The organism is Rhodanobacter hydrolyticus (assembly GCF_044904645.1).
The window spans coordinates 1,444,066-1,470,641 of record NZ_JADIKK010000008.1; the positions used below are offsets into that span (position 1 = coordinate 1,444,066).

The 26,576-nt window shown below is 66.7% G+C and carries 27 protein-coding genes; 15 read left to right on the top strand and 12 right to left on the bottom strand.

All coding sequences use genetic code 11. The features are described 5' to 3' along the window. Positions 1 to 93: 93 nt before the first annotated feature. Positions 94 to 1,260, bottom strand: a complete 1,167-nt coding sequence (locus ISP25_RS09240; protein WP_192154105.1) for a PilT/PilU family type 4a pilus ATPase — start codon at positions 1,258 to 1,260, stop codon at positions 94 to 96. A gap of 131 nt (positions 1,261 to 1,391) precedes the next feature. Then, positions 1,392 to 2,429 carry a type IV pilus twitching motility protein PilT gene (locus ISP25_RS09245; protein ID WP_192154103.1) on the bottom strand — a complete coding sequence of 346 codons (1,038 nt, stop codon included), beginning with the start codon at positions 2,427 to 2,429 and terminating at the stop codon, positions 1,392 to 1,394. Between the two features lie 258 nt (positions 2,430 to 2,687). Between ISP25_RS09245 and proC the strand changes: the two genes are divergently transcribed. The 3 genes from proC to ISP25_RS09260 all read left to right on the top strand — a co-directional run bounded on the left by proC (position 2,688) and on the right by ISP25_RS09260 (position 6,671). Beyond that, on the top strand, positions 2,688 to 3,509 hold the full coding sequence (proC, locus tag ISP25_RS09250; RefSeq protein ID WP_192154101.1) for a pyrroline-5-carboxylate reductase: 822 nt from the start codon (positions 2,688 to 2,690) through the stop codon (positions 3,507 to 3,509). Between the two features lie 272 nt (positions 3,510 to 3,781). Further along, positions 3,782 to 4,357: a YggT family protein gene (locus ISP25_RS09255; RefSeq protein ID WP_192154100.1), complete on the top strand. Its 576-nt coding sequence runs from the start codon at positions 3,782 to 3,784 to the stop codon at positions 4,355 to 4,357. Positions 4,358 to 4,541: 184 nt separating this feature from the next. Beyond that, positions 4,542 to 6,671 carry a M13 family metallopeptidase gene (locus ISP25_RS09260; protein WP_404613378.1) on the top strand — a complete coding sequence of 710 codons (2,130 nt, stop codon included), beginning with the start codon at positions 4,542 to 4,544 and terminating at the stop codon, positions 6,669 to 6,671. A 39-nt stretch (positions 6,672 to 6,710) separates the two neighbouring features. Here the strand turns inward: ISP25_RS09260 and ISP25_RS09265 are convergent, their stop codons facing one another. Genes ISP25_RS09265 through pdxH form a run of 3 tightly spaced genes read right to left on the bottom strand, consistent with a single transcriptional unit; the run spans position 6,711 to position 8,600 of the window. Beyond that, positions 6,711 to 7,514 (bottom strand): cobalamin-binding protein, encoded by an 804-nt coding sequence (locus ISP25_RS09265; protein ID WP_404613380.1) that lies wholly within the window; start codon positions 7,512 to 7,514, stop codon positions 6,711 to 6,713. A gap of 2 nt (positions 7,515 to 7,516) precedes the next feature. Further along, positions 7,517 to 7,957, bottom strand: a complete 441-nt coding sequence (locus tag ISP25_RS09270) for a secondary thiamine-phosphate synthase enzyme YjbQ (RefSeq protein WP_192154094.1) — start codon at positions 7,955 to 7,957, stop codon at positions 7,517 to 7,519. 13 nt (positions 7,958 to 7,970) lie between these two features. Beyond that, complete coding sequence (gene pdxH / locus ISP25_RS09275; protein WP_404616293.1) at positions 7,971 to 8,600, bottom strand: pyridoxamine 5'-phosphate oxidase; 630 nt, start codon at positions 8,598 to 8,600, stop codon at positions 7,971 to 7,973. Positions 8,601 to 8,693: 93 nt separating this feature from the next. Between pdxH and ISP25_RS09280 the strand changes: the two genes are divergently transcribed. After that, complete coding sequence (locus tag ISP25_RS09280) at positions 8,694 to 9,533, top strand: kinase (RefSeq protein ID WP_404613382.1); 840 nt, start codon at positions 8,694 to 8,696, stop codon at positions 9,531 to 9,533. A gap of 301 nt (positions 9,534 to 9,834) precedes the next feature. Here ISP25_RS09280 and ISP25_RS09285 read toward each other — a convergent pair whose 3' ends face one another. Continuing rightward, positions 9,835 to 10,179, bottom strand: coding sequence for a YbjQ family protein (locus tag ISP25_RS09285; protein ID WP_404613384.1), 345 nt, complete (start codon positions 10,177 to 10,179; stop codon positions 9,835 to 9,837). Between the two features lie 25 nt (positions 10,180 to 10,204). Further along, positions 10,205 to 11,038 (bottom strand): SDR family oxidoreductase, encoded by an 834-nt coding sequence (locus ISP25_RS09290; protein WP_404613386.1) that lies wholly within the window; start codon positions 11,036 to 11,038, stop codon positions 10,205 to 10,207. Positions 11,039 to 11,065: 27 nt separating this feature from the next. On the opposite strand from ISP25_RS09290, the gene ISP25_RS09295 reads away from it, so the two are divergent. From ISP25_RS09295 to ISP25_RS09315, 5 genes are all read left to right on the top strand, one after another. Beyond that, complete coding sequence (locus tag ISP25_RS09295; RefSeq protein ID WP_404613388.1) at positions 11,066 to 11,605, top strand: shikimate kinase; 540 nt, start codon at positions 11,066 to 11,068, stop codon at positions 11,603 to 11,605. Further along, complete coding sequence (gene aroB / locus ISP25_RS09300) at positions 11,602 to 12,699, top strand: 3-dehydroquinate synthase (RefSeq protein ID WP_404613390.1); 1,098 nt, start codon at positions 11,602 to 11,604, stop codon at positions 12,697 to 12,699. The genes ISP25_RS09295 and aroB overlap by 4 nt, the downstream gene beginning before the upstream one ends. 366 nt (positions 12,700 to 13,065) lie before the next feature. Further along, positions 13,066 to 13,326: a WGR domain-containing protein gene (locus tag ISP25_RS09305; protein WP_192154076.1), complete on the top strand. Its 261-nt coding sequence runs from the start codon at positions 13,066 to 13,068 to the stop codon at positions 13,324 to 13,326. Between the two features lie 4 nt (positions 13,327 to 13,330). Beyond that, positions 13,331 to 14,407, top strand: coding sequence for a uroporphyrinogen decarboxylase (gene hemE, locus ISP25_RS09310; protein ID WP_404613391.1), 1,077 nt, complete (start codon positions 13,331 to 13,333; stop codon positions 14,405 to 14,407). Between the two features lie 40 nt (positions 14,408 to 14,447). Next, positions 14,448 to 15,143 carry a hypothetical protein gene (locus ISP25_RS09315; RefSeq protein ID WP_404613393.1) on the top strand — a complete coding sequence of 232 codons (696 nt, stop codon included), beginning with the start codon at positions 14,448 to 14,450 and terminating at the stop codon, positions 15,141 to 15,143. A gap of 106 nt (positions 15,144 to 15,249) precedes the next feature. Here the strand turns inward: ISP25_RS09315 and ISP25_RS09320 are convergent, their stop codons facing one another. From ISP25_RS09320 to ISP25_RS09330, 3 genes are all read right to left on the bottom strand, one after another. Then, positions 15,250 to 15,618, bottom strand: a complete 369-nt coding sequence (locus ISP25_RS09320; RefSeq protein WP_404613395.1) for a hypothetical protein — start codon at positions 15,616 to 15,618, stop codon at positions 15,250 to 15,252. Positions 15,619 to 15,771: 153 nt separating this feature from the next. Continuing rightward, positions 15,772 to 16,938: an acyltransferase family protein gene (locus tag ISP25_RS09325; RefSeq protein ID WP_404613397.1), complete on the bottom strand. Its 1,167-nt coding sequence runs from the start codon at positions 16,936 to 16,938 to the stop codon at positions 15,772 to 15,774. Between the two features lie 61 nt (positions 16,939 to 16,999). After that, positions 17,000 to 17,896, bottom strand: a complete 897-nt coding sequence (locus tag ISP25_RS09330) for a LysR family transcriptional regulator (RefSeq protein WP_404613398.1) — start codon at positions 17,894 to 17,896, stop codon at positions 17,000 to 17,002. Positions 17,897 to 18,004: 108 nt separating this feature from the next. On the opposite strand from ISP25_RS09330, the gene ISP25_RS09335 reads away from it, so the two are divergent. After that, positions 18,005 to 18,466: a YybH family protein gene (locus ISP25_RS09335; RefSeq protein ID WP_192154066.1), complete on the top strand. Its 462-nt coding sequence runs from the start codon at positions 18,005 to 18,007 to the stop codon at positions 18,464 to 18,466. After that, the gene (locus ISP25_RS09340; RefSeq protein WP_192154064.1) at positions 18,463 to 19,695 is read left to right on the top strand and encodes an MFS transporter; all 1,233 of its coding nucleotides are present in this window, start codon (positions 18,463 to 18,465) and stop codon (positions 19,693 to 19,695) included. Before ISP25_RS09335 ends, ISP25_RS09340 begins: the two co-directional genes overlap by 4 nt. A gap of 5 nt (positions 19,696 to 19,700) precedes the next feature. Here ISP25_RS09340 and def read toward each other — a convergent pair whose 3' ends face one another. Beyond that, positions 19,701 to 20,237 (bottom strand): peptide deformylase, encoded by a 537-nt coding sequence (def, locus tag ISP25_RS09345; protein ID WP_192154062.1) that lies wholly within the window; start codon positions 20,235 to 20,237, stop codon positions 19,701 to 19,703. Between the two features lie 298 nt (positions 20,238 to 20,535). Between def and ISP25_RS09350 the strand changes: the two genes are divergently transcribed. From ISP25_RS09350 to ISP25_RS09365, 4 genes are all read left to right on the top strand, one after another. Beyond that, entirely contained in the window at positions 20,536 to 22,620 is a 2,085-nt protein-coding gene (locus tag ISP25_RS09350; RefSeq protein WP_404613401.1) for a carbon starvation CstA family protein, read from the top strand. A 4-nt stretch (positions 22,621 to 22,624) separates the two neighbouring features. After that, positions 22,625 to 22,825 carry a YbdD/YjiX family protein gene (locus ISP25_RS09355; protein ID WP_192154057.1) on the top strand — a complete coding sequence of 67 codons (201 nt, stop codon included), beginning with the start codon at positions 22,625 to 22,627 and terminating at the stop codon, positions 22,823 to 22,825. A gap of 174 nt (positions 22,826 to 22,999) precedes the next feature. Beyond that, positions 23,000 to 25,141, top strand: a complete 2,142-nt coding sequence (locus ISP25_RS09360; RefSeq protein WP_404613403.1) for a putative bifunctional diguanylate cyclase/phosphodiesterase — start codon at positions 23,000 to 23,002, stop codon at positions 25,139 to 25,141. Positions 25,142 to 25,151: 10 nt separating this feature from the next. Further along, entirely contained in the window at positions 25,152 to 25,688 is a 537-nt protein-coding gene (locus ISP25_RS09365; protein ID WP_404613405.1) for a DUF2127 domain-containing protein, read from the top strand. Here the strand turns inward: ISP25_RS09365 and ISP25_RS09370 are convergent. Next, on the bottom strand, positions 25,676 to 26,572 hold the full coding sequence (locus tag ISP25_RS09370; protein WP_192154051.1) for a DMT family transporter: 897 nt from the start codon (positions 26,570 to 26,572) through the stop codon (positions 25,676 to 25,678). The genes ISP25_RS09365 and ISP25_RS09370 overlap by 13 nt on opposite strands. Positions 26,573 to 26,576 lie beyond the last annotated feature (4 nt).

Here is a 26,576-nt window from a genome sequence, read left to right on the forward strand (position 1 = left end):
CCTGTAGAAGCGCACCCTGTGTGCGACTGCCTTGCGCTTCGACCAAGGCAAAAGCTTTCGCGCACAGGGTGCGCTCCTACTGGCAGGCATGGTTCAACGTTGCAGCAAACCGCCGCCGAAACTGTCGCCACCGCGAGGCTGCTCCACCTCCACGCCTTCCAGACCCTGCGACAACGTGTGCGCATCGCCACCGTGCGCCAGCTTGATGCGCAGACGCACTTCGTTCGAGCTGTCGGCGTGGCGCAGTGCGTCCTCGTAGCTGATCTCGCCGGCGTGGTACAGCTCGACCAGGCTCTGGTCGAACGTCTTCATGCCGAGCAGGTTGGATTCCTTCATCACGTCCTTGAGCTTGTGGATCTCGCCCTGGCGGATGTAGTCCTGCACCAGCGGCGTGCCCAGCAGCACTTCCACCGCCACGCGTCGCGCCTTGCCGTCCGGCGTGGGAATCAGCTGCTGCGCCACCACGCCTTTGAGGTTCAGCGACAGGTCCATGAACAGTTGCTGGCGACGATCCTCGGGGAAGAAATGCAGGATGCGGTCCATCGCCTGGTTGGCATTGTTCGCGTGCAGCGTACACAGGCACAGGTGGCCGGTCTCGGAGAAATTGATCGCGTGCTCCATCGTCTCGCGCGTGCGCACTTCGCCGATCATGATCACGTCGGGCGCCTGGCGCAGGGTGTTCTTCAGCGCGTTCTCCCAGCTGTCGGTGTCGATGCCGATCTCGCGCTGGGTGATGATGCAGCCCTCGTGCTTGTGCACGTATTCGATCGGGTCCTCGATGGTGATGATGTGGCCGGTCGAATTGGCGTTGCGGTAGCCGATCATCGAGGCCAGCGAGGTGGATTTGCCGGTGCCGGTGCCGCCCACGAAGATGATGATGCCGCGCTTGGTCATCGCCAGCTGCTTGATCACCGGCGGCAGGGTCAGCTCCTCGATGGTGGGGATCTTCGACTCGATCCGGCGCAGCACCATGCCCACGCAATTGCGCTGGTAGAAGCACGACACGCGGAATCGGCCCACCCCTTGTGCGGAGATCGCGAACTGGCACTCGTGGGTCTTCTCGAACTCCTCGCGCTGCGAGGGCGTCATCACGTTGAGCACCATGTCGCGCGACTGCTGCATGGACAGCGGACTCTGCGTGATCGGCACGATGCGCCCCTGCACCTTCATCGACGGCGCCACACCCGCGGTGATGAACAGGTCGGAAGCCTGTTTGTGCACCATCAGCTTGAGGAAGGAAGTGAAGTCGAAGTCGCTCATGGCTTTGTCCGGGAGTCAAAAGGTGGAGCCCAGGGTTCGCCAAACGCGAAACCCACCGCCCCGTGGAGCCGGGGCATAGCAGCGCGGGGTGTCGACCCCCATTCCCCGCGCCCCATCTGCTATTCCATTACTTACTTGAACAGATCCTTGTTCTTGGCATAGCTGCCCGCTTCCTGGCGCGACACCAGGCCACGCTTCACCAGGTCCTGCAGGCATTGGTCCAGCGTCTGCATGCCGAACTGCTGGCCGGTCTGGATCGCCGAATACATCTGCGCCACCTTGTCTTCGCGGATCAGGTTGCGGATGGCGGGCACCGCGACCATGATCTCGTGCGCCGCGATGCGGCCGCCGCCGGTCTTCTTCAGCAGCGACTGCGAGATCACCGCGCGCAGCGACTCGGACAGCATCGAGCGCACCATCGGCTTTTCGCCCGCGGGGAACACGTCGATGATGCGGTCGATGGTCTTGGCCGCCGAGCTGGTATGCACGGTGGCGAACACCAGGTGGCCGGTTTCCGCGGCGGTGAGCGCCAGCCGGATGGTTTCCAGGTCGCGCAATTCGCCGACGAGGATGTAGTCCGGGTCTTCGCGCAGCGCCGAACGCAGCGCCTCGTTGAAGCCATGCGTGTCGCGGTGGACTTCGCGCTGGTTGACCAGGCACTTCTGCGAGGTGTGCACGAACTCGATCGGATCCTCGATCGTGAGCATGTGCCCGTATTCGTTCTTGTTGATGTGGTCGACCATCGCCGCCAGCGTGGTGGACTTGCCCGAGCCGGTGGGGCCGGTCACCAGGATCAGGCCCTGCGGCTGTTCGATCAGCTCCTTGAACACGCGCGGGCAGGCGAGATCCTCCAGCGTCAGCACTTCGGATGGAATGGTACGGAACACCGCACCGGAACCGCGATTCTGGGTGAACGCATTGACGCGGAAACGGGCAAGGCCAGGAATCTCGAACGAGAAGTCGGTCTCCAGGAACTCCTCGTAATCGCGCCGCTGCTTGTCCGACATGATGTCGTACACCAGCGAGTGCACCTGCTTGTGCTCCAGCGCGGGAATGTTTATGCGGCGCACGTCGCCGTCGACGCGGATCATCGGCGGCAGGCCCGCGGACAGGTGCAGGTCCGAAGCCTTGTTCTTCACCGAGAAGGCAAGCAGTTCGGCGATATCCATCTGTGGTTCCCCTCGACCAGTCGTCGGATGCTGTGGCAATGGCTGCGGCGAAAGGACGATGCGCGGACGCGGCGCGCCACCGACGCGCGGACACCCCTGGCCATCCCCCCTTGCAGCGAGTCGATACTACTCGCGGCACGGGGCGAACGGCCAGCCTTCGCCCCGGTTTGCGCACCGCGTCACCGAAACCGCGGCACCCCAGGACGACGCCCACTCCGGTAAGGTATGCGACCGTTCCCCCCCAACCCAGGTGCCTTCATGACACGTATCGCCTTCGTCGGCGGCGGCAACATGGCACGCAGCCTGATCGGCGGCCTGCTCGCCACCGGCCTGGCGCCCGCCGACATCCGCGTGGCCGAACCGCTGGCCGAGACGCGCGACAAGCTGGGCCATGACTTCGGCATAGCCACTTTTGCCGAGAACCGGCTGGCCGTGGCCGACGCCGAGGTGATCGTGCTGGCGGTGAAGCCGCAGGCCATGCCCAAAGTGCAGGCCGAGCTGCGCATGGCCATGCAGGGCCAGCGACCGCTGGTCATCTCGATCGCCGCCGGCGTGCGGCTGGACCAGCTGGAACGCTGGCTGGGCAACCTGCCCATCGTGCGCTGCATGCCGAACACCCCCGCCTTGATCGGCGCCGGCGCCACCGGCCTGTGCGCCAACGGCCGCGTCAGCCCTGCCCAGAAGGCGCTGGCGCAACACATCATGGATGCCGCCGGCCTGACCCGCTGGATCGCCGACGAGTCGCTGATGGACACCGTCACCGCGCTCTCCGGTTCCGGTCCCGCCTACTTCTTCGCCCTGGTCGAGGCGCTGGAAGACGCCGCCGTGGCACAAGGCATGCCTCGCGACACCGCACGCGCGCTGGCCGCGCAGACCTGCCTGGGCGCAGGCCGCATGCTGGTGGAAAGCGGCGAGGATCCCGCCGAACTGCGCCGACGCGTCACCTCGCCCAACGGCACCACGCAGGCCGCGCTGGAAAGTTTCGCTGCCGACGACCTGCCGCGCGTCACGGCCCGTGCCGTCGCCGCGGCCACCCGTCGCGGCGCGGAACTGGCCGACGCCCTGGACAAGGAGACCTAGAGCCTGTTTATGATCTCCAAGCACTCCGCATTGCCATCAAGTGGCCGCCAGACGGCAGGGCGTGGCGCATGGCCTGCGTGGCTGGCTGGTCAGGCCGTTCGCTACCGCATGGCTACCGCTCGATGGCAACCTGCACGGGCCGTGGTTGTTTGCCCGCATCCCTGCGTCATTACTCCGCCATGGACCGACGTCCACTCCCCCGCTCTTCCTCGGCTCGCGCGCAAACAGCTCTCGGCGCGGAGTGCTTGGAGATCACAACCAGGCTCTAATCCGTGAGTTACCTGCTCAACGCCATCGCCCTGCTGGTCGAGCTGGCCTTCGACGCCGTCGCCACGCTGTTCCTGCTGCGCCTCGCCGCCGAGGCCTGCCGCGCGGACTTTCACAACCCGCTCAGCCAGTTCATCTACCGCACCACCAACCCCGTGCTGGCGCCGCTGCGCCGCGTGCTGCCGAACTGGCGGCGCATCAACCTCGCCGCCTTGCTGGTGGCGTGGCTGGCGATGCTGCTGAAGCGCATCGTGCTGTTCGCGCTGGTGGGGCTGGTGGCGCATCCGCTCGGCTTGTTCGTGCTGTCCTTGGCGGAACTGCTGGACTATGCCCTGCTGTTCTATCTCGTCTTGGTGTTCGGCTGGTCGCTCATGAGCATGTTCGCGCCCGATCCTTACCACCCGCTGCAACGCCTGCTGGGCACGATCGTCGACCCTCTGCTGCGCCCGCTGCGCGGCAAGTTGCAGGTGGGAATGATCGATTTTTCGCCGACGGTGGTGATCGTCGCCCTGTTGCTGGCGAGGATGCTGGTGGCGCAACCGTTGCTCGACCTCGGGACGCAGTTGGCGGTGGTCGGCTGATATTCGCGGGAAGGAACGCGTGCCCCCGCGGCAGGCACGCTAGAACTGCTCAACGGCGGCCATGGATGGGCGAATTTCCGGCGGCGACGTTCGATCGATCCACGTCGAAAGTCATGCCTCTCGCCCGGATCCAGCGATACCACGATCCGCTAGCATGCGCCGACATTCTTCCGGAACCCTGCGCATGAAAGCGAACCCACGCCGCCTGTCCTGTTGCCTGCTGGCCGCATCCGTCGCCATCGCCCTCGGCGGCTGCAACAACGCGACGCCACCGCAGGCATCGAACTCTGCCGCACCCGCAGCCACCACTGCCCCGGCCCACGCTGCGACGGCGGCGGCGGTTCCCGCGGCGAAGGCAGACGTGGTTGCCGCGAACATCGATGCCTCGGTGAGCCCCGGCGACGATTTCTTCAGCTACGCGAACGGCGCATGGCTCAAGAAAAATCCCATCCCTGCATCCGAGGCCACATGGGGCATCGGCAAGCTGGTGCAGGAGGACCTGTACGGCAAGCTGCGCAAGATCAGCGAGGATGCCGCCGCGGAGAAGGATGCCGCGCCTGGCAGCGACGAGCAGAAGATCGGCGACTTCTGGAGCACTGCGATGGACACCGACCTGGCCGACCGCCAGGGCTTGGCGCCGCTGAAGCCGGAGCTTGACCGCATCGACGCCGTCAAGGACGTGCCGGGCGCGCTCGACGAAGCCTTCGCCCTGCAGTCGCTGGGCGTCGATGCCTTGTTCGACTTCGGCGTGCAGCAGGACGAGAAGCAGAGCGACGTGATGGCGGTCTACCTCGAACAGGGCGGACTGGGCCTGCCCGAACGCGACTACTACTTCAACACCGAACCCGGCGTGGCCAAGGCCCGCGCTGCCTATGTTGTGCACCTGCAGCACATGTTCAAGCTGCTGGGCGAGGATGATGCCACGGCAGGCGCCAGCGCAGACAAGGTGATGGCCTTCGAGACCGCGCTGGCCAAAGTGTCCCGTCCGCTGGCCGACCTGCGCGATCCGCAGAAGAACTACAACAAAATGTCTCCCGCCGACCTGACCCGCAAGTACACGCCGGGCATCGCGTGGAACCGGCAGTTGCAGGCGTGGAAGCTGGATCCGTCCTACGTCATCGTCGGCCAGCCCGAATTCTTCGGCGGCCTGCAGAAGCTGCTCGGGCAGACGCCGGTGCCGGTGCTGCGCGATTACCTGCGCGTGCACCTGGTCGACGATTACGCCGCAACACTCAGCAAACCCTTCGACGACGAGCATTTCGACTTCTACGGCCGCGTGCTCACCGGCCAACAGGAACAGCAGCCACGATGGAAGCGTGCGCTGCGCGCGGAGAACCGTGCGATCGGCATGATCCTCGGCCGCATCTACGTGCATGATTATTTCTCCGCGGAAACCAAGCAGCGCTACAACGCCCTGGTGGAGGCCATCCGCACTGCGTATGGCGCGCGCATCGACAAGCTGGACTGGATGAGCCCCGCCACCAAGGCCAAGGCGCACGAGAAGCTCGCCGCGGTGACCAAGAAGGTGGGCTACCCGGACAAGTGGAAGGACTATTCCGCGCTGCAGATCGGTCGCGACTCCTGGGCGCAGAACGAGATGAGCGCACGGCGCTGGGCCTTCAACGACCAGGTGTCGAAGTTCGGCAAGCCGGTCGACCGCAGCGAATGGGACATGACGCCGCAGACCTACAACGCCTACTACAACCCGTCGAACAACGAGATCGTGCTGCCGGCCGCGCAGTTCATGATCCCGGGTTTCAGCGACGGCGAGGTCGACGACGCCGTCGTGTACGGCTATGCCGCCGCCTCGACCATCGGCCACGAGATCACCCACGGCTTCGATGACCAGGGCCGTCAGTTCGACGCCAAGGGCAACCTCGCCGACTGGTGGACGAAGCAGGACGCGCAGAAATTCACCCAGCGTGCCGACGTGCTGGCGAAGCAGTTCGACGCCTACGAACCGCTGCCCGGCCTGCACATCAACGGCAGCGCGAGCCTCGGCGAGAACATGGCCGACCTGGGCGGCGTGCTGATCGGCCTGGATGCATTCAAGCAGACCGAGGAATACAAGAAGGGCGACAAGGTCGCCGGTTACACACCGCTGCAGCGCTTCTTCCTCGGCTACGCGCTGTCGTGGATCTTCGAAGAACGCGACGCCATGCTGCGCCAGTCCCTGCTCAGCGACGTGCACGCCCCGGCGAAGTGGCGCGTGAACGGGCCGCTGTCGAACATCCCCGATTTCTACGAGGCGTTCGACGTCAAGCCCGGCCAGCCGATGTGGCGCGACGCCAAGGACCGCGTGCAGGTCTGGTAAGCAACGATGCTCGGGCTGACTGCGTCACATGGATGCGGGTCAGCCCGGGCGACCCGCCCACGCCACGATGATGCGATGGATCGCGTCCAGCCCGTCGAACAGCGCCGCCGGCCCTGGCTGCAGGATGATCGGCGACTTGATCTCGTGCAGTTCGCCGTCGCGCACCGCGGGAATCGCCTCCCAGCCCGGCCGCACCGCCACCTTCTCCGGCCGGAAGCGCTTGCCGCACCACGAGCCAAGGATGATGTCCGGCGCGCGTCGCACCACTTCGTCGCCGTTGGCGAGGATGCGCTGCTTCGCCAGCGGCTCGCGCGCCAGTTCGGGGAAGCAATCCTCGCCGCCGGCGATCTGCACCAGCTCGGCCACCCAGCGGATGCCGGTGATGATGGGCTCGTCCCATTCCTCGAAGTACACCTTGGGCCGGTGCGGCAGCTGCGCCGCAGCGACGCGAATGTCGGTGATGTGCTGCTCGGCGCGCCGCGCGTAAACCTCGGCCTTCTCGTGTGCGCCGACCATCGCACCGAGGCGGCGGATATAGGCAAGGATGCCGTCCACGCTGCGGTGGTTGCTGATCCACACCTCGATACCGGCCTTCACCAGCTCGCGCGCGATGTCGGCCTGGATGTCGGAAAAGCCGATGACCAGGTCCGGCTCCAGCTTCAGGATCTCGCCGATCTTCGCGCTGGTGAAAGCGGAAACCTTGGGCTTCTCCCTGCGCGCCCGCGGCGGACGCACGGTGAAACCGGAGATGCCCACGATGCGCTGCTGCTCGCCCAATGCGTAGAGCACTTCGGTGGGTTCTTCGGTGAGACAGACGATGCGCTGCGGGAAGGCATCCGCCATGCTCAATGCCCCAGCACGGTCACGATGACCTTGCGTTGATGCGGGTCGCGGCGATGTTCCCACAGGAACAGGCCCTGCCAGGTGCCCAGCTGCAGCCTGCCGCCATGCACGGGCACGACGAGGCTCGCGCCGGTGAGCACAGAGCGCACGTGCGCAGGCATGTCGTCCGGCCCTTCGGCATCGTGTTCGAAGATCGCATCACCGTCTGGCACCGCGCGGGCCAGCCAGCGCTCGAGATCCTCGCGCACCGCGGGGTCGGCGTTCTCGCTGAGCAGCAGCGAGCAACTGGTATGTGCGGTGAACACGTGGGCGATGCCGACGCACACGCCGCTGGCAGTCACCCTGTCGGCGACCTGGCCGGTGATCTCGGTGAAGCCGCGGCCACGTGCGTGCACCGTGAAGCCGTGCTGCGCAACGTGCTCTGCAGGCACGGAACGGCTCATGGCGGGGACATCTTCACGGATACAGCAACCGGTGTGTCCAGGTCTGCCCGTGCCGGCTCCAGCGCACGCGGTCATGCAGGCGGAACTCGGCGCCGTACCAGAACTCGACCATGTCCGGTTCGATCAGGAATCCGCCCCAGTGCGGTGGGCGCGGCACGTCGCGGCCCTCGAACTCGTGCTCGTAGCGCGTCACGCGCTCGTCGAAGCTGTGCCGGTCGGGCAGGGTCTGCGATTGCAGCGAGGCCCAGGCGCCGATCTGGCTGCCGCGGGGGCGGGTGGCAAAGTAGGCATCGGATTCCTCCGCCTGCAGCTTGCGCGCCACACCCTCCACGCGCACCTGCACGCCATGGCGCAACTGCTTCCAGTGGAAGCACAGCGCCACCTGCGGATGTGCCGCCAACTGGCCACCCTTGTCGCTTTCGTAGTTGGTATGAAAACGGAAACCACGCTCGTCCACACCCTTGAGCAGCACGATGCGCGAAGCCACGCGGCCGTCGGCGCCCAGGCTGGCCAGGTTCATCGCGGTGGGCTCGGGGTCGCCGGAGGCCTTCGCCCCGTCCAGCAACTGCCGGAAAGTCTGCAGAATCTCTGGGTTCAGCATGGCTGGAAAATTTTTCCTTGAATCGTGGCGCGACCGCGCCATCATGACGCGGATGAAGCCCGCTTATCTTAACGCAATCCCCATTTCCGCCCTTGTGCGCGGCGGCCTTCACCCATCCATGGCGGAAGCCTGCCGATGACGGCCGCCAAGCCGCATCCGCCCGCACCGAACGCCTCGCTGGCCGGGCACCTGCTGGACCAGTACGCCGGGCGCATCGCCCGCTCGCGCCGCCCCTACATCATCGGCCTGTCCGGCCTGCAGGGCAGCGGCAAGAGCACGCTGGCGCGCGAAATGAAGGCGCAGGCCGAGGCACGCGGCTGGGCCACCGAAATCCTGTCGCTGGACGACTTCTATTACGCGCGCGCCGACCGCGAACTGATGGCCCACCAGATCCATCCGCTGCTGCGTACCCGCGGCGTGCCGGGCACGCACGAGATCGAGCTGCTGCTCTCCGTGCTGGCCGCGCTGCCGCAGGCTTCGGAAAAGTTGCCGGTGGCATGGCCGCGCTTCGACAAGGGACGCGACACGCGCGTACAACCCTCGCGCTGGCCCCGCGTGACGCGACCGCCGAAGCTGGTGATCGTGGAAGGCTGGGCGCTGGGCATCCGGCCGCAGGTGCAGGCCGCGCTGGAAGAACCCGTGAACCAGTTGGAACGCGAAGAGGATCCTGACGGCAGCTGGCGACACTGGGTCAACAAGCAGTTGCGCGGCTATCAGCCGCTGTGGCGCAAATTCGACGCGCTGATCGTGCTGCAGGCGCCAAGCTGGAACGTTGTGCGCCGCTGGCGCGGCGAGACCGAGGAAGAACTGCTGGCACGGCATGCCCCGCTGGCGATGGACGCCACCACCATGACGCGTTTCCTGCAGCACTTCGAGCGGCTCAGCCGCCATGCGCTGGCTACCCTGCCTGCGCTGGCCGACAGTGTCGTGGAATACGACGATGATCGGCACATGACGGGCCTCACGCATTCGTGATGAATGCGGTTTGGCACTGGACAGTCAACTATCAAGCTTGGCGAAGCTGCTCACTCCGTGAATCACCGAGCATATGAGAAGCAAGGCAAGCAAGCATTCAAAGGTGACCCATGCCGCCCGCACGCGCCTGCGCAGCTTGTCGTCCTTGATTCCCTGACTCCACCTGTTGATGCTTATCGCAGCGACCACAAACGCGATAACCACCAACCAAAAAACACCGACGACCAATTCACCATTGCCGAATCCCCTTACGCCCCCCTGCCAGCAAGGGTGGGATTCCCCAACGACCTTCAGGCATTTCCTAGACCGGCTCGACCTGCACCGCCGTGCCATAGGACAGCACCTCGGTGACGCCCTCGGCGACGTCGTTGGCGTCGTAGCGCATCGCCACCACCGCGTTCGCACCCATCGCGGCGGCATGCTGCAGCATCAGCTCGAAGGCCTCCTCGCGCGCCTTCTCGCACAGTTCCGTGTAGATCGTGATGTTGCCGCCCACCAGGGTCTGCAGCGCGGCGCCGATATTGCCCACCACGCTGCGCGAACGCACCGTGATGCCGCGCACGATGCCCAGCGTGCGAGTGACGCGATAGCCGTGCAGGTCGTTGCCGGTGGTGACCATGCCGTGCGGGATCGGTAAGTTGGCCATGAGCGGACTCCAGTGGTGGGAAGTCTCAAGTATCCAGCAAGGCCGCGTAGCCGCCGCGTGCATCCGGCCATCGCGGCGCCCAGCCGCTCGCCCGCAGGCGCGCATTGCCGAGCCGCTTGCTGCCCACGCCGACGGGCGCCGCACCCTCACGCGGCGGCGGCGCGTCGAGCAGTTGGGCGATGAAGTCGCACAACTCGTCCAGCAGCAGCGGCGTATCGTCCACGCCCAGGTAAAGCGGCGACGGCGCAGGGAGGCGCAGCAGATGCTCGATGGCCGCCGCCGCATCGTCGACGTGGATGCGGTTGGCCCAATGAGGTATCTCGCGCGGTACGCGCTGCGCACCGGAGCGCAAGCGCTCGATCAGTTGCATCCGACCTGGCCCATACAGTCCCGCGAGGCGCAAAACGGTAGACGGCACGGCCTGCTCAGCCAGCCACTGCTCCGCTTCCAGCAGCAACGCGCCGTTGAAGCCCAGGGGTGCGGGCGGCGTGTCCTCGTCCACCCAATCGCCGTCGTGCTCGCCGTACACAGCGCTGGAGGACACCAGCAGCACCTGCTTCAGCGCATGCGTATCCAGCGCCTCCAGCAGATGGCGCAGGCCATCCACGAACAGCGCGCGATACGCCGCCCTGTCCCGCGCGTCGGGGGCAGGCAGGTAGACCACGCGGTCGACGCCGGCAGGCAGGTTTCCCAAGGTGCGCGGCTCCGTGAGGTCGGCGCCCAGCCAGCGCAAGCCCGGCACGTTTTCGCGCAACGGACTGCGGCGCAACGCCCACACTTCATCGCCTCGCGCCAGCAGGTCTGCGGCGACCCGCAACCCCACATCGCCGCAACCTGCGAGCAAAATCCGTTCAGCCATCCAAACGCCTGCTGCTAAAGTGAAGGAATGAATCCGTCGCGCAACCTGTTCCTGATTGGCCCGACCGGCGCCGGCAAGACCTCGCTCGGCCGTCGCCTCGCCGCGCATTATGGCCTGCGCTTCGTCGACCTGGACCGCGAGATCGAGCGTCGTACCGGCACCCTTGTGGCCACGGTGTTCGAGATCGAAGGCGAGGCCGGCTTCCGCCAGCGCGAGAGCGCGCTGCTGGCCGAGTTCGGCGCAGGCGAAGGCGTGCTGATCGCCACCGGTGCCGGCGTGGTGCTGGCCGAGCACAATCGCGCGCTGCTGACCGAGCGCGGCTATGTGTTATGGCTGCAGGCCACCATCGACCAGCAGCTGGAACGGCTGGTGCACGACACCAAGCGCCCGTTGCTGGCCGGCGCGGATCGCCGCGCGCGGCTGGAGGCGATGGTGGCGATCCGCGAACCGCTGTACCGCGCAACTGCCGACCTGGCCCTGCCGGCCATTCACGGCATCGCAGCCGTCAGCACGCAGGCCATCGCCTTGATCGACCAACACTGGCAACGTCAGACGTCCATCGCATGAACCAGAACAGCCCGACCACCCTCGACGTCACCCTCGGCGCACGCAGCTACCCGGTATGGATCGGTCGCGGCCTGCTGGCCGATGCCGCGCGCTGGCGCGAACGCCTGCGCGGCCGCCACGTGCTGGTCATCAGCAACACCACGGTGGCGCCGCTTTACCTGGATCGCGTGACGCGCGGCCTCGAAGGCCTGAAGTGGGCCAGCTTCCTGATAGAGGACGGCGAGGCGCACAAGAGCTTCGCCAACGTGGAACGCGCGCTGGCTGCACTGGCCGAACTCGGCGCCACCCGCGACGCCTGCGTGATCGCCCTCGGCGGCGGCGTGGTGGGCGACCTCGCCGGCTTCAGCGCGGCATGCTGGATGCGCGGCATCGATTTCATCCAGATGCCCACCACCTTGCTGTCGATGGTGGACTCTTCCGTGGGCGGCAAGACCGGCGTGAACCTGCCTGCCGGCAAGAACCTGGTCGGCGCTTTCCACCAGCCGCGCGCGGTGGTGGCCGACATCGACACCCTGGCCACCCTGCCGGATCGCGAATACCGCGCCGGGCTGGCCGAGGTCATCAAGGGCGCGGCCATCGGCGACGAGCCGTTCTTCGCGTGGCTGGAAACGCATGCCGACGCGCTGGCCGCGCGCGACGACAACGCCGTGGTCGAAGCCATCGCCCGCAAGCTGCGCTACAAGGCCGGCGTGGTGGCGCGCGACGAAACCGAACAGGGCGAACGCGCCCTGCTCAACCTCGGCCACACCTTCGGCCACGCGCTGGAAACCGCCGGAAACTACACCATGCTGCTGCACGGCGAAGGCGTCGCCATCGGCATGCTGCTCGCCGCGCGGCTGTCCGAGCGGCTTGAGATGAGTTCGGCCGCCGACACTGCGCGCCTGCAGCGCCTGCTGGAAACCGTGGGCCTGCCCGTGGCCATCCCTCCGGGCATGGACGCCCAGCAACTCCTGGCACTGATGCGGCTGGACAAGAAGAACACCGCGGGCACGCTGCGGCTGATTCTGTGGCGCGGCATCGGCAAGGCCGAAATCGTGGCTGGCGTGGGCGAGGATGACGTGCTCGCCACGCTCCAGGCAGCGATCGCCGGTTAACGGCTCTGGGCAATCCAGACCGCGCCCGACTCCCTCACCGTTGCCCTCCGTGAGCTGGACCGCTTTCTGCCGGTCTCGCTGATCTGGCAATTCGTGCTGTTCAATCTGGGCCGCGGCACCCCGCTGCGCTGCACGCTCGGGCGCCATCCTCACGGTCCGGCCCTCGCACGCGATGCCGATCGCGGCGCTCTGACCGGCTTGGGCGTACTGCTCTGCGCGTGGACTGCCATGGCCATCCACAACAATTTCGCATCGCCAGCCCGACCGCTCCATTGACGACACTCCGTCCCCGCAGAACGCGCTCCTACAAAGCGGAGGCGCGTCCTATAAACTCTGAACTCCGGCTCACGCCCAACGCCCTGCCCCATGCGCCTCTATCTGCAAAACCTGCCCGGCAGCGCCGAGCCGCCACGCTATGTCCAGATCGTGCTGGAGCAGGACCTGCTCGGCGGCTGGACGCTGTATCGCGAGACGGGCCAGCAGGGCGGCAAGGCCACGCTCAAGCGCGAGCAGTTCCTGGAACGCGACGAGGCCATCGCCGCGTTCGAGAAAGCACGCGACGCCCAGCTCAAGCGCGGCTACCGCCTGATGTTCAGCCAGGGCCTCGACGGCCCCTATGGCCGTTGACCCGATGAATGCGGCACTGAAGAACGACCGCTTCCTGCGCGCGCTACGCCGCGAACCCGTCGACACCACGCCGATCTGGGTGATGCGCCAGGCCGGACGCTATCTGCCCGAATATCGCGCCACGCGGGAACGCGCCGGCAGTTTCATGGGCCTAGCGCAGAATCCCGAGTTCGCCTGCGAAGTGACGCTGCAGCCATTGGCGCGCTTCGACCTCGACGCCGCGATCCTTTTCTCCGACATCCTCACCATTCCCGACGCGATGGGCCTTGGCCTCAGCTTCGCGCAGGGCGAAGGGCCGCAGTTCGCGCGTACCGTGCGCACCGCTGCCGACGTCGCGCAACTGACCGTGCCCGACATGGACGGCGAGCTGCGCTACGTGATGGACGCGGTGCGCCTGATCCGCAGGGAACTGGACGGCCGCGTGCCGCTGATCGGTTTCTCGGGCAGCCCGTGGACGTTGGCCTGCTACATGGTGGAAGGCGGCGGGTCGCGCGACTTCGCCACGCTCAAGGCGATGTGCTGGGACGAGCCTGCGCTGGTCCACCGCTTGCTCGACGTGCTGGCGCGCAGCGTGGCCGCCTATCTCTCGGCGCAGGCCGCCGCCGGCGCACAGGCGCTGATGATCTTCGATACCTGGGGCGGCCTGCTCGGCCCCGCGCCGTTCCGCGAGTTCTCGCTGCACTACATGGCGCAGATCGTCGGCGAACTGAACACCGACACGCACGCACGCGAGCTGCCGCTGATCCTGTTCTCCAAGGGCGCCGGCGCTCACCTCGCTGCGATGGCCGATACCGGTTGCGCCGCACTGGGCGTGGACTGGACAACCGATCTCGCCGCTGCGCGCCGAGCAGTGGCCGGCAAGGTCGCACTGCAGGGCAACCTCGATCCCGCGATCCTGCGCGCCGCTCCTGAGGTGATCCGCCGCGAAGCACGTACCGTGCTCGACAGTTATGGCAACCACCCCGGCCACGTGTTCAACCTGGGCCACGGCATCACGCCGGAGGTCGATCCCGAGCACGTGCGCATACTGGTCGATGAGGTGCACACTTACGGGCGGGTGCTGCGCGGCGCGCCAGCCTGATCGTCAAGCGGGTCGCCGGCGGGTAACCATTGGAGCTTTCATGAAGACCATGGATATCGCGTTCCTGGGTTGCTGCGTGTTGGCGAGTTTTGCTGCCCTGGCGCAAACCAATCTCCCCGCCGTCAAGGTCACCGCGCCACCGTTCTCGTCGCAGCATGGCGGCTACCTGGTTTCCGGGGACTTCAAGGTCGACCCGCGCATGCCATCGGTGGTGTTCCCCGCGCAGGCGCTGGTGAAGGGCGACATCCTCAGCATCGAACCGGTGTCCCTGCAGGACGACGAATACCTGGTGCTGCAGGAGTGCGCATCGGCCGATTGCCGCGAGGCCAGCATCGTGCGCTTCTGGACGGCCGACAACATCGGCGGAAGCGACGCGCGCTACAACCGCGTGCGGATCACGCACGAGAACAAGTATTTCATCTGGCTGAAGCGCTTCCCCGACGTATCGGGCCAGAGCTGCGGCCAGGGCTGGCTCAAGTTCAGCAACGACACCACCCAGTGCGGCAGTCACTTCACCAGCTTCCAGCAGATCAGCCCGCCGCTGGTGCTGATTCCCAGCGGCGGCCTGGCGGCGTTCCATCAGGAAGTCCTGCAGAAGGCCATCCTGAGCGACCCGGTGCGGGTCGCCCGGCAATCGCACGAAGGCGCCACCTACGTGGTGACGTACGAAGGCGGCAGCATCGCGCGCATTCAACGCATGCATGCGACGTACGGAAGCCAGCAAGATCGACAATGACAGCAGCTCGGCCAGGCATCTGCCAGCGAACGCACATGCACGTGCCAGTGGACGAACAGCATGCCCGCAGGCACGGTATGCGCGTCAGTCGGATCCGCGGCTTCGATCAGCGCGTGTGCACCCAATGCACGTAGACGCCGTTGACCCGGTCTTCGTCGCGAAAGCCTTCGCGACCATCCGCCACGATGCCCCAAGTCGAACTCATCGTCCCTGAGCGGACGCGATCCACACGCACGTGCTCGCCCTTGGGGATCGCGAAACGCGTCTCCACCACCAACACGGCATCGCGCTCGTAGACCAGGGTGGCAGGCCGTCCCGTACCCGCGCCCCAGCCAACGTGCAATTCGCAAGGCGTAGGGGTGTAGACGCCACGCTTGTCCAGGCTCCAACCCTCGGTCTTGCTGAGCAGCGACTGGAGGTCCGGATTGTTCCAATCCACGACGTTGCCGGATGGCGGTTTGCTTCGATGGCTCATGCCGGAGGGAATTCCTGGCCTGACATTTGCACCGCAAAATGTTCCGTGGACGCATGCCGCAGACGACTTTGCGGGCGGCCCCGAAAGTACCGGTTCAAGAGTTAAATTCGCGCGAGTCCATTCATACGAGCTTGCCGGCAGCGGCGCGCCCGATCAGCGAACGACGTCGCAATTGGCGGCACCCGACAACCGCATACGCAACCAGCGCTCGCATGGCGCCGAAAACCAGCGCTCCACCATCGCACCAAGCAGCCAGCACGACACCAGCGCCGGCGCGTACCACAGCCAGCCGTGCGCCGTATCGCCACCCCATGCGCGATACGCGCGTATCACGGCGAACACCACGAACATGTGGGTGAGGTAGATCTCGTAGCTCATCCGCCCCCAGGAGCGCAGCCAGCCGAAACCGCGCAACGGCGACACACCACCCGCTTCGGCACGCCACTGGCAGCACAGCAGCAGGCATAGGGTAGAAAACGTGAGCAGGAGCATGTAGCCGTCGCGCAGCCAGTGCCACATCGCCCAGCCATCGAGAATCACCGCCCCCAGGCCCAGGGCACCCAGCCAGCCAAGCAGCAACGCGGTGCGCCGCGGCGGACGGCAGGCGTCGGCCAGCAGCGCGCCGAGCACGCCGGTGGCAATCGCCGCCATGCCCGGCAGGTAGGCTTTTTCCAGCCAGATCTCGTTGCCGTGCAATGCTGCGCGCGCCCACGGCAGCGACAATGCGAGCAGCACCATGGATGGCACCAGCAACACGCGCCACCGCAACAACAGGCAGGCCAGCGGGAAGCCGAGGTAGAACGCCTCCTCGATCGAGAGCGACCACAACACGTCCCACGAACCGGGCAGGTAGCCGGTATGCCCTTCGTACCAGTTGAGATGCAGGCCCAGCGCCGACAGCAACGCGCCCGGCAACGACTGGCCGGCGCGATGGATCACGTAGTCCTGCACGCCGAGCAGATGCAGCACGCTCAGCACCGCGAGCAACGCAAGCAGGCAGGGCACGATGCGCGCGAAACGCCGCGCATAGAACGCTCGCGGGTCGATGGCCGCGAGGCTGCCCCAGCGGCGCAACGCATTGCCCGCGATCAGGAAGCCCGAGATCACGAAGAATACGTACACGGCCTCGTAGCCGTTCCAGTTCAATCGGTTCAGCAGCCATGTCGGCAACACATCGGCCAACGCGCTCTTCTCCAGCGGAATGCGTATGCCGAGATGGTTGAACACCACCAGCACGATGGCCAGTCCGCGCAACAGGTCGATGCCGGGATTGCGGGATACCGCACCCTTCGTTGCCGTGGAACGAACCGTATCGCGCATGCACCCTGCCCCGTCGTGTCGAACCGCGATGGTGGCGGCACGGAGGATGGCGGGCAAGCCGTCAGCCCGGCGGTTCTGCGGTCCAGCGCGCGGCGGCGAAATCGATGAAGGCGCGCGTGCGCGCAGGCAATTGCTTGCCGGGCGGCCAGACGATGTGCAGCGGCAATCCAGGCGCCTGCCAGTCGTCGAGTACGGTTTCCAGCCGCCCCAGGTCGAGCAGCGGGCGCACCTGCCAGGCCGCCGCCATCGCAATGCCGAGGCCTGCCACCGCCGCCGCGTTGCAGGCAGCGGCATTGTTCGCACTGAAGCGGCCATGCACTTCCACCGATTCGCAGCGATTGCCGCGGCGATATTCCCAGCGCTGCTTCGTGCCGTTGCCCTGGCGCGCGATGCAGTCGTGCCGTCCCAGCTCGGAAGGCTTGCGTGGGCGGCCATGCTGGGCAAAGTAGCCGGGAGCGCCGACGGTAAGCATGCGCATCGTGCCGAGCTGGCGCGCATGCAACCGACTGGATGCCAGCTCGCCCAACCGCACGGTGGCGTCCAGCTTTTCGCGCTGCAGGTCGACGTGCTGGTCGGTGACCACCAGCTCCACGGTCACGTCGGGATAGCGCTCCATGAAGGCTGCCACCAGCGGCACGAGATAGGGCGCGCTGAACTGGGTGGAACCGCCGATGCGCAGGGTGCCGTCGATGCGCGCACCATGCTCGGCGAGTGCCGAGCGGGCCAGGTCGATGTCGGCCAGCGCCGTCCTGATCCGCGCATGGAAAGCCAGTCCCGCCGCGGTGGGCTGCACCCGGCGTGTGGTGCGCTGGATCAGCTCCACCCCGAGCTCGCGCTCCAGTACCTGCAGCGAACGGCTCACCGCCTGCAGCGAACGGCGCAGGTGACGCGCTGCAGCGGTGAGATTGCCCTGCTCCACGATGGCGACGAAGACGCGGTAGTCATCCAGGTTGGCCACGGCATTATCTCGATTTGATGGATAGTCAATCCATCCTAACGCGGATTCTCTCCGACTGCCTTTCGCCGAAGAATGGCTCCAACGCCATTCCCACCCGAGGAGACACCCATGTCCACCCTGCTTCCCGCCGCCATCGACGGCAACGAAACCGACCTCGACTCCGCTTCCCCGCTGGCCGCGCTGAGCGCCTTCTATCGCGCCTTCAACAACCGCGACATCGAAGCGATGGCGCGCAACTGGCATGACGAGGCCGACGCGTCGATGAGCAACCCGCTGGGCGGCATCGCGCGAGGCTGGACGGCGATCCGCGCGGTGTATCAGCGCATCTTCGAAGGCCGGGCACGGGTGCACGTGGCGTTCCACGACTACACGCTGCACGTGGCTGGCGACATGTTCTACGCCGTCGGCCGCGAGCGCGGCACGCTGGTGCGCGATGGTCTGCGGCTGGAACCGGCGATCCGCACCAGCCGGCTGTTCCGCCGCATCGATGGCGCCTGGCGGCAGGTGCACCACCACGGCTCCTTCGACGACGCTGCCCTGCTCTCCGCTTATCAAGAGGCCGTGCGATGAACACGGCAGGGACCGTCTCCGCACCGGCTGCGCAAGCCCCGGTACTGCTGTTTGCGCTGGCCACCGGCGTGATCGTGCAGAGTCTGTATGTGGCCCAGCCGCTGGTGGGCGTGATCGCCCACTCGCTGGGCCTGCCGCCCGCGGTGGTGAGCCTGGTCGCCACGCTGGCCCTGCTCGGTTACGCACTCGGCCTGTTCCTGCTGGTACCGCTGTGCGACCTGGTGGAGAACCGTCGACTGGTACTGGCGACGCTCGCGATCAACGCACTCACCCTGCTGGTTGCCGCGCTGCCGGTGTCGGCACCGGTCTTCCTCGCCACCAGCCTGCTGGCGGGTTTCAGCGCCACGGTGATCCAGATGCTGATCCCGCTGGCCGCCGCGATGACGGCAGAGGCGCAGCGTGGCCGCGTGATCGGCAACATCACCAGCGGCATGATGCTGGGCATCATGTTGTCGCGCCCGCTGGCCAGCGTGATCGCCGGCTACCTGGGCTGGCGCGCCAGCTACGCCGTGCTGGCGATAGCCATCGTGGTATTGCTCTTCGCGCTGGCCCGCTCGATGCCCCGCCTGCCGCCGCGGCAACGCATGGCGTATCCGGCCCTGCTCTCTTCGTTGGCCGCGCTGTGGCGCGCGGAACCGCTGCTGCGCGAACGCGCGCTGTCGGTGGCACTGTGCTTCGGCGCGTTCAGCGCCTTCTGGGGAATGGTGGCGCTACGCCTGACGGCAACGCCGTTCGGACTGCATGCGAACGGCATTGCGCTGTTCGCGCTCGCCGGGGTAAGCGGTGCGATCAGCGCGCCACTGGCCGGACGACTGGGCGACGCCGGCAAGGCGCGCATTGCCACACTGGCGGCGCACACCTGTGTAGTGCTGGCAACGCTGCTGGCTTGGCTGGGTGGAAACGCAGGGTTGTTTGCATCACCGACGTCTGCACTGGCGACGCTGGTGTTCGCGGCGATCCTGCTCGATGCCGGCACTATCGGCGACCTCACCCTGGGACGGCGCGAGATCAATCTGTTGCGGCCGGAAGCACGCGGACGCATCAACGGCCTGTATACCGGCGTGTTCTTCGTCGGTGGTGCGGTCGGCTCGGCACTGGCCGGATTCGCCTGGGCTCGTGCGGGTTGGGACGGCACCTGTCTGGCAGCCTTGGGTTTTGGGCTGGCGGCGCTGATCAGCGGTCTGCGTCGCCGCGTTCCCTCGCCACGGATTGCTGTCTGCGCACCCTGAGCCAGCTATTCGTCCGCCACGCCCATACCCGGAAACAGTACGTCGGTGTAGCCGAACTTGCTGAAGTCGGTAATACGCGAGGGATACAGGCGGCCGATCAAATGGTCGCACTCGTGCTGCACCACACGGGCATGAAAGCCTTCGGCATCGCGATCAATGGGTGCGCCATGCGGGTCGCTGCCCTGGTAGCGGATCAGGCTGTAGCGATTTACCGCGCCGCGCAGGCCGGGCACGGAGAGGCAACCTTCCCAGCCCTCCTCCATGTCCTGCGACAGCGGGGTGATGACGGGGTTGAGCAGGATGGTCTGCGGCACGGCAGGTGCATCGGGGTAGCGCTCCGATCGCTCGAAGCCGAAGATCACCAGTTGCAGGTCCACGCCGATCTGCGGCGCGGCCAGGCCCACGCCGCCGGCATCGTGCATGGTGTCGAACATGTCGTCGATCAGATTCTGCAGCTCGGTGCTGCCGATCATTTCGTCGGGCACCGGCGGCGCCACGCGCAGCAGGCGCGGGTCGCCCATCTTCAGGATTTCGCGGATCATGCGGGCCTCGTCGGAAGCGGTACCGGCCCGAAGCCACAGGCCGGCGAGCGTTCCGACTTATAGCAGCAACATCGATACACGCCGGTGAAACCGGTGGAGGCGGCCTTGCGCCATACCGTCCGCCCCGCAATAACCTCTGCAAGGCGGACAACTGGCCAAGGCATTGGCGGCCGCCATGCACATACCGCAGCCCGCTTGCCGGTGGCGCCACCGGCATTCGACCAAAGGCTACACCTTGCGGCATTGACCCCTGCCACGCCCGGCGAGACTCTTGCAGGGACTTTCCGGGAGAGACCCCATGCACAGCGCGACCGTCAAACCCAGCCCGGCGGCGAAGATCCTGTGGGTCGCCATCGCCATCGTGGGCGCCTGGTGCCTCGGCGTGGTGGCCTTGCGTCGCGGTGAATCGATCAATGCGATCTGGCTCGTGGCCGCGTCGCTGTGTGTGTTCCTGATCGGCTACCGCTTCTACGCCAAGTTCATCGAGCACAGCGTGCTGCGCCTGGATCCCACCCGGGCGCCGCCTTCGGTGCTGCGCAACGACGGTCTGGATTATGTGCCCACCGACAAGTGGGTGGTGTTCGGCCACCATTTCGCCGCCATCGCGGGCGCCGGTCCGCTGGTGGGGCCGGTGCTGGCGGCGCAGATGGGTTACCTGCCCGGCACGATGTGGATCCTGTTCGGCGTGGTCTTCGCCGGAGCGGTGCAGGACTTCATGATCCTCGGTCTCTCGCTGCGCCGCGACGGCCGCTCGCTGGGGCACATGCTGCGCGAGGAGCTGGGGCCGCTGCCCGGCATCGTCGCGATGGTGGGCGTGCTGGTGCTGATGATGATCGTGCTGGCGGTGCTGGCACTGGTGGTGGTGAAGGCGCTCACGCACAGTCCGTGGGGCACCTTCACGGTGGCGGCGACGATCCCGATCGCACTGCTGATGGGCGGCTACCTGCGCTGGCTGCGGCCGGGACGCATCCTCGAGGTATCGATCATCGGCCTCGCGCTATTGCTGCTGTCGATCTGGGCCGGCCGCTTCGTGGCCGAGTCGGCCACGCTGGCACCGGTCTTCGACCTCGACGCCAAGGCGCTGGCGTGGTGGCTGATCGGCTACGGTTTCTGCGCCTCGGTGCTGCCGGTGTGGCTGCTGCTGGCGCCGCGCGACTACCTCAGCACCTTCCTCAAGATCGGCACCATCGCCTTGCTGGCGCTGGCGATCTTCCTCGCCGCGCCGATGCTGCAGATGCCGGCGGTGACGAAGTTCATCGACGGCACCGGCCCGGTGTTCCAGGGCAACCTGTTCCCGTTCCTGTTCATCACCATCGCCTGCGGCGCCGTGTCGGGCTGGCACTCGATCATCGCTTCGGGCACCACGCCCAAGCTGCTGGCGAACGAAGGCCAGGCGCGCCTGGTCGGTTATGGCGGCATGCTGTGCGAGGCCTTCGTGGCCATCATGGCGCTGGTGGCGGCGGTGTCGTTGCACCCGGGCGTGTATTTCGCGATGAATGCGCCGGGCGCGCTCATCGGCACAACAGCGGAACACGCGGCACAGGTGATCAGCCAGTGGGGCTTCGTGGTGACTCCGGATGCGCTGGTGCAGACCGCGAAGGACGTCGGCGAACAGAGCATCCTCAGCCGCGCCGGCGGCGCGCCCACGCTGGCGGTGGGCATGGCGCAGCTGCTGCACAACATCCTGCCGGGCGAAGGCATGATGGCGTTCTGGTACCACTACGCCATCCTGTTCGAGGCACTATTCATCCTCACCACGGTGGATGCCGGCACCCGCGTAGGCCGCTTCATGATCCAGGAGATCGCCGGCCTCATCCACAAGCCCCTGCAGGAATCCGAATCGTGGTCTGGCAACCTGCTCGCCACCGCGATCTGCGTGGGGCTGTGGGGCTACTTCCTCTACCAGGGTGCGGTCGATCCGTTGGGCGGCATCAATACGCTGTGGCCGCTGTTCGGCATCGCCAACCAGATGCTCGCCGCCATTGCGCTGATGCTGGCCACGGTGGTGGTGGTGAAGCTGAAGCGCGAACGCTATGTATGGGTGCCCGGCGTCCCGGCGATCTGGCTGATCACCTGCACACTGGCGGCCGGCTACGAGAAGCTGGTCGGGCCGATCAGCTTCACCGCGGCCGCCGACAAGTACGCCGCCGCGCTGGCGCAAGGGCAGATGCTGGCGCCGGCCAAGAGCGCGGCGGCCATGCAGCAGATCATCACCAACAATCGCGTCGACATGGCGATGACTGCGATCTTCATGGCGCTGGTCGTGGTGATGACGCTGTTCTGTCTGCGCGCCCTGTTGCAGGCCTGGCACACCAACCACCCCACGGCCCATGAGGAACCGTACGTGGCTCTGACAGGGGCGAGCCTGGCCGCGCATCATTGACGCCATGAACCTCCAGGCGCGACTGCAATCCGTACGCAAGTGGGCGGTGCAAACCGCCCGCCTCTGCTGCGGCATACCCGACTACGACGCCTACGTGCGACACCTGCGGGAGCATCATCCCGAGCGCAGGGTGCCCAGCTACGCCGAATTCTTCCGCGAGCGGCAGGAAGCTCGCTACAAGGGCGGTGGCGGACGCTGCTGCTGAGAATCCGTTCACGATCTCCGGGCATTCCGCACGGCGAGCTCATGAGCAGCGCTTATAAGCCGCCGACAGGCCCTAGAATGTCAGGCTTCCGTGGCCCCGCCGCAGCAATCAGGCGGGGCCGCGCGTTTCCCGACGGACGCCGGCGGCGGTTGCGCCGGCTTCCAGGTGCAATGCATGCCTGTAGCGACGAACTTCACCAACTTCGGTTACTTCGCCACCGCGCTGATCGCCACGGCCGCGGTAGCGGTGGCTGCGGGCATCCAGTTTCTGCTGGTCGGCTGGCGCCGCGGGAGCGACCGCACGTCCCTGGCCTTCGCCGTGCTGTGCCTGTGCGTCGCGGTGATCGCGCTCGGCCGCGTGGGCATCTACTCCGCACAGACGCTGCCCCAGGCCATGCGCGCTCTGCGCGTGCTGGCCGGCACCGTCCTGCTCGCGCTGCCGACGCTGATGTTCTTCGTCGCAGGCTACACGAACCGGCCCATGTCACAGCGTCTGGTCATGGTTGTGCTGCTGCTGACGCTGGCCATGTCCGCGCTCAACCTGCTCGAACCGGGCACCGTACTGTATGCCTCGGTACGGACGCGCACGCCCATACAACTGCCCTGGGGCGAAACGCTCTACGCCATCGATGGCGCGCACTCGGCATCCGGGCAGGTGTTCTACTGGCTCTGTTATGCGGCCTTCGCGTGGGCGTTCTACCGCGCGTCCCGCCAATGCGTGATGGATGGTCAGCGCCTGCGCGGCGGCATGCTGCTGGCCTGCCTGCTGGTGCAGTTCCTCGCCCTGTTGTGGAGCAGCGTCGTGATCGACGCGATGGGGCGCCCCTACCCCGCCACCGATGCCTTCGCCTTCCTCTCCTTCGTGCTGTTGATGGGCCTGTCGCTGGTCGGTCAGATGCGCATGCATACGGCACAACTCGAACGCACGGCCACGCAATTGCGTGCAGAAGCGGCAACCCGCCACCAGGCCGAACAAAGCCTGCGCCACGCCGCCTGGTACGACGCGTTGACCGGCCTGCCCAACCGCCTGCATGCGCAGGACAGGCTATGCGGCCTGCTCGACGACGCCACGCGCAACGGTCTGCACGGCAGCGTGCTGCTGGTCGACCTCGATCATTTCAAGACCATCAACGAATCGCTGGGTCACCGCTTCGGCGACCTGCTGCTGCAGGCCGTCGCCGAACGCCTGCCCGATGCGGTGCCTGACGCCATCACCGTGGCGCGGCTCGGCGGTGACGAATTCCTGGTGCTGCTGAGCCCTTCCTCGGCCGACGCCGCCACCGCCGCGCGACGCGGCATGGCCATGGCCACGCACGTGCTCGCCCACCTGGCCAAGCCGCTGGTGATCGAGCGCCGCCCGCTGGCCATCGGCGCCAGCATCGGCGTGGCGACCTTTCCCGACGCCGGCGTCAGTGCCGCCGACATCGTCCGACGCGCCGACATCGCCCTGCATCGCGCCAAGACCTCCGGGCGCCATGCGGCGCGGCTGTTCGAACCGCAGATGCAGGCCGAGGCGGATGCCCGGCTGGAATTGGAACGTGGCCTGCGCCTTGCCCTGCAGCGCGACGAACTGACTTTGTACTTCCAGCCGCAGGTGGATGCCGAGGGCCGGCTTGCCGGTGCCGAAGCCCTGCTGCGCTGGCGCAATCCGACGCTCGGCATGCTACTGCCCGGCGGCTTCATCCACATTGCCGAGGAAACCGGGCTGATCCACGCCCTGGGCCAGTGGGTGGTCGATGCCGCTTGCAGCCAGTTGCGGGAGTGGCACCGACTGGGCCTCGCCGACGGCATCCACCTCTCGATCAACGTCAGCCCCTGGCAAATCGCCCAGCCGCAGTTCGCGGACGACCTCGCCGCGCGCGTCCTGGCCGCGGGCATCGAACCCTCCGCGCTGACCCTTGAATTGACCGAGAGCGCCCTGCTGGGTGATTTCGATGCGGCCCGGCAGACGCTGCAACAGCTGTCCGATGCAGGTTTCCGGTTGTCGCTGGACGACTTCGGTACCGGCTACTCGTCGCTCGCCAGCCTGCAGCAGTTGCCGCTGGACGAGTTGAAGATCGACCGCTCCTTCGTCGTCGCGCTGCAGCCCGACAGCACCAACCCGCTGGCCGGCTTCATCGTCGACATCGGCAAGCGGCTAGGCATGATCACTGTGGCCGAGGGCGTGGAAACCGACGAGCAACGGACCATGCTGGCCGCGCTGGGCTGCAACCTCATGCAGGGCCATTTCATCGGGATGCCCATGCCCGCGGAAGAATTCCAGCACTGGCTGGCTGCATGCCACGCCACCAACGCCGCGCCCTTGAGCGCGCCCTGAACGGTTCCTCATGCTCCATACCAAAACCGCCATCGCAACCCCTTCGCAACATCGCACCGGCCTGCGAGTGATCGCGGTCTACGAAATCATCAAGACCACCTGCCTCGTGCTTGTGGCCATTGCCGCCTTCCACCTAGAGCACCAGCAGAACTTCGACCGGCTGGTGTACTGGCTGGGACACCTGACGCTCACCGATAGCAACGAACTGCGCTGGCGCCTGGTGGATGCACTGCAGAACTTCGGCCCCAGCCGCTTCGTGGCAGTGGGACTGGTGGCGCTGGTCTACGCCGTACTGTTCGGCATCGAAGGCGTGGGCCTGTTGATGGGCAAGTACTGGGCGGAGTGGTTCACTGTGATCGCCACGGGTTCGCTGATACCGCTGGAGCTCTACGAGACCGTGCGCCATTTCGGATGGGTGAAATTCGCCACGCTGGTCGGCAACGTAGTGATCGTGGTGTATCTGGTACGTGTGGCGCTGCATACGCGGGAGATGCGCAAAGTGGCGCCGGGCAGGCCACTCGAGCCCGTCCGCTCTCACACCTCGTGATGCGCCGCCTCCGCCCCCAAGGCCGCTGACCGGCGCGGCATCAGTTCCACCAGATACATCGCCCCCAGCACCAGTGCGCCACCGGCGAGCATGCGCCAGGTAAGCACGTCGCTGCCCAAGGCCACCGCGAAGGCGGCGGCGAACACGGGCTCGGTGGTCATCACGATGGCGGCGCGGGTGGCGGGCAGGTGGGCCTGCGCCCAGGTCTGCACCAGAATCGCGCCGGCGCCGGCGACCAGCCCCATGTAGAGCACGGCCAGCCATGCGGCGCGGTCCGGCGGCAGCATGGGGCCGCCGTGCGGCCACGTGGCGAGCAGGCAGACCAGTGCGATGGCGACCATTTGCAACGAGGTCAAGCCGAAGGCCACGTCCGGGCGCGACCACTGTCCCAGCAACACGATGTGCAACGCATACAGCACGGCCGAGGCCAGCGTGAGCCATACGCCCGCATCCACCGACATCCCGTTGAGCGAAAGCAATGCGAGGCCTGCCGTGGCCAACCCCACCGCGAACCACACCACGCCAGCCATGCGCTGACCAAGCAGCAGCGTCGCGAGGATGGGCGTGAACACCACGTACATGCCAGTAGCGAAGCCGCTGACGCTGGGCGAGATCAATGCCAGTCCCCACGTCTGCAGCAACTGGCCGCAACCGTAGATGGCGCCCAGCGCGAGGCCACGCACCATGCCCGTGCGTCCCAGGCGCCAGACATGGCGAGGGAACAACGCCAGCATCGCCAGCGCGGCGACGGCGAAGCGCACGGCCAGGAAATCAGCCACCGGCATGCGCGCCACCACGTCCTTGATGAGCACGAAGGTGGAGCCCCACACGGCGGTCATCGCCAGCAGGCCGAGGGTGGGAAGGAAGCTGGTGCGTGAGGTCATCGGG

What these genes read in the sequence shown, in the direction of transcription:
- hemE (WP_404613391.1), top strand. Translation starts at nt 13,331, where the DNA reads ATGAATGCGGCACTGAAGAACGACCGCTTCCTGCGCGCGCTACGCCGC.
- ISP25_RS09320 (WP_404613395.1), bottom strand. Translation starts at nt 15,618, where the DNA reads ATGAGCCATCGAAGCAAACCGCCATCCGGCAACGTCGTGGATTGGAAC.
- aroB (WP_404613390.1), top strand. Translation starts at nt 11,602, where the DNA reads ATGAACCAGAACAGCCCGACCACCCTCGACGTCACCCTCGGCGCACGC.
- ISP25_RS09295 (WP_404613388.1), top strand. Translation starts at nt 11,066, where the DNA reads ATGAATCCGTCGCGCAACCTGTTCCTGATTGGCCCGACCGGCGCCGGC.
- ISP25_RS09240 (WP_192154105.1), bottom strand. Translation starts at nt 1,260, where the DNA reads ATGAGCGACTTCGACTTCACTTCCTTCCTCAAGCTGATGGTGCACAAA.
- ISP25_RS09340 (WP_192154064.1), top strand. Translation starts at nt 18,463, where the DNA reads ATGAACACGGCAGGGACCGTCTCCGCACCGGCTGCGCAAGCCCCGGTA.
- ISP25_RS09360 (WP_404613403.1), top strand. Translation starts at nt 23,000, where the DNA reads ATGCCTGTAGCGACGAACTTCACCAACTTCGGTTACTTCGCCACCGCG.
- ISP25_RS09370 (WP_192154051.1), bottom strand. Translation starts at nt 26,572, where the DNA reads ATGACCTCACGCACCAGCTTCCTTCCCACCCTCGGCCTGCTGGCGATG.
- ISP25_RS09280 (WP_404613382.1), top strand. Translation starts at nt 8,694, where the DNA reads ATGACGGCCGCCAAGCCGCATCCGCCCGCACCGAACGCCTCGCTGGCC.
- ISP25_RS09315 (WP_404613393.1), top strand. Translation starts at nt 14,448, where the DNA reads ATGAAGACCATGGATATCGCGTTCCTGGGTTGCTGCGTGTTGGCGAGT.
- ISP25_RS09365 (WP_404613405.1), top strand. Translation starts at nt 25,152, where the DNA reads ATGCTCCATACCAAAACCGCCATCGCAACCCCTTCGCAACATCGCACC.
- ISP25_RS09355 (WP_192154057.1), top strand. Translation starts at nt 22,625, where the DNA reads ATGAACCTCCAGGCGCGACTGCAATCCGTACGCAAGTGGGCGGTGCAA.
- pdxH (WP_404616293.1), bottom strand. Translation starts at nt 8,600, where the DNA reads ATGGCGCGGTCGCGCCACGATTCAAGGAAAAATTTTCCAGCCATGCTG.
- ISP25_RS09265 (WP_404613380.1), bottom strand. Translation starts at nt 7,514, where the DNA reads ATGGCGGATGCCTTCCCGCAGCGCATCGTCTGTCTCACCGAAGAACCC.
- ISP25_RS09270 (WP_192154094.1), bottom strand. Translation starts at nt 7,957, where the DNA reads ATGAGCCGTTCCGTGCCTGCAGAGCACGTTGCGCAGCACGGCTTCACG.
- ISP25_RS09290 (WP_404613386.1), bottom strand. Translation starts at nt 11,038, where the DNA reads ATGGCTGAACGGATTTTGCTCGCAGGTTGCGGCGATGTGGGGTTGCGG.
- proC (WP_192154101.1), top strand. Translation starts at nt 2,688, where the DNA reads ATGACACGTATCGCCTTCGTCGGCGGCGGCAACATGGCACGCAGCCTG.
- def (WP_192154062.1), bottom strand. Translation starts at nt 20,237, where the DNA reads ATGATCCGCGAAATCCTGAAGATGGGCGACCCGCGCCTGCTGCGCGTG.
- ISP25_RS09245 (WP_192154103.1), bottom strand. Translation starts at nt 2,429, where the DNA reads ATGGATATCGCCGAACTGCTTGCCTTCTCGGTGAAGAACAAGGCTTCG.
- ISP25_RS09305 (WP_192154076.1), top strand. Translation starts at nt 13,066, where the DNA reads ATGCGCCTCTATCTGCAAAACCTGCCCGGCAGCGCCGAGCCGCCACGC.
- ISP25_RS09350 (WP_404613401.1), top strand. Translation starts at nt 20,536, where the DNA reads ATGCACAGCGCGACCGTCAAACCCAGCCCGGCGGCGAAGATCCTGTGG.
- ISP25_RS09285 (WP_404613384.1), bottom strand. Translation starts at nt 10,179, where the DNA reads ATGGCCAACTTACCGATCCCGCACGGCATGGTCACCACCGGCAACGAC.
- ISP25_RS09335 (WP_192154066.1), top strand. Translation starts at nt 18,005, where the DNA reads ATGTCCACCCTGCTTCCCGCCGCCATCGACGGCAACGAAACCGACCTC.
- ISP25_RS09325 (WP_404613397.1), bottom strand. Translation starts at nt 16,938, where the DNA reads ATGCGCGATACGGTTCGTTCCACGGCAACGAAGGGTGCGGTATCCCGC.
- ISP25_RS09260 (WP_404613378.1), top strand. Translation starts at nt 4,542, where the DNA reads ATGAAAGCGAACCCACGCCGCCTGTCCTGTTGCCTGCTGGCCGCATCC.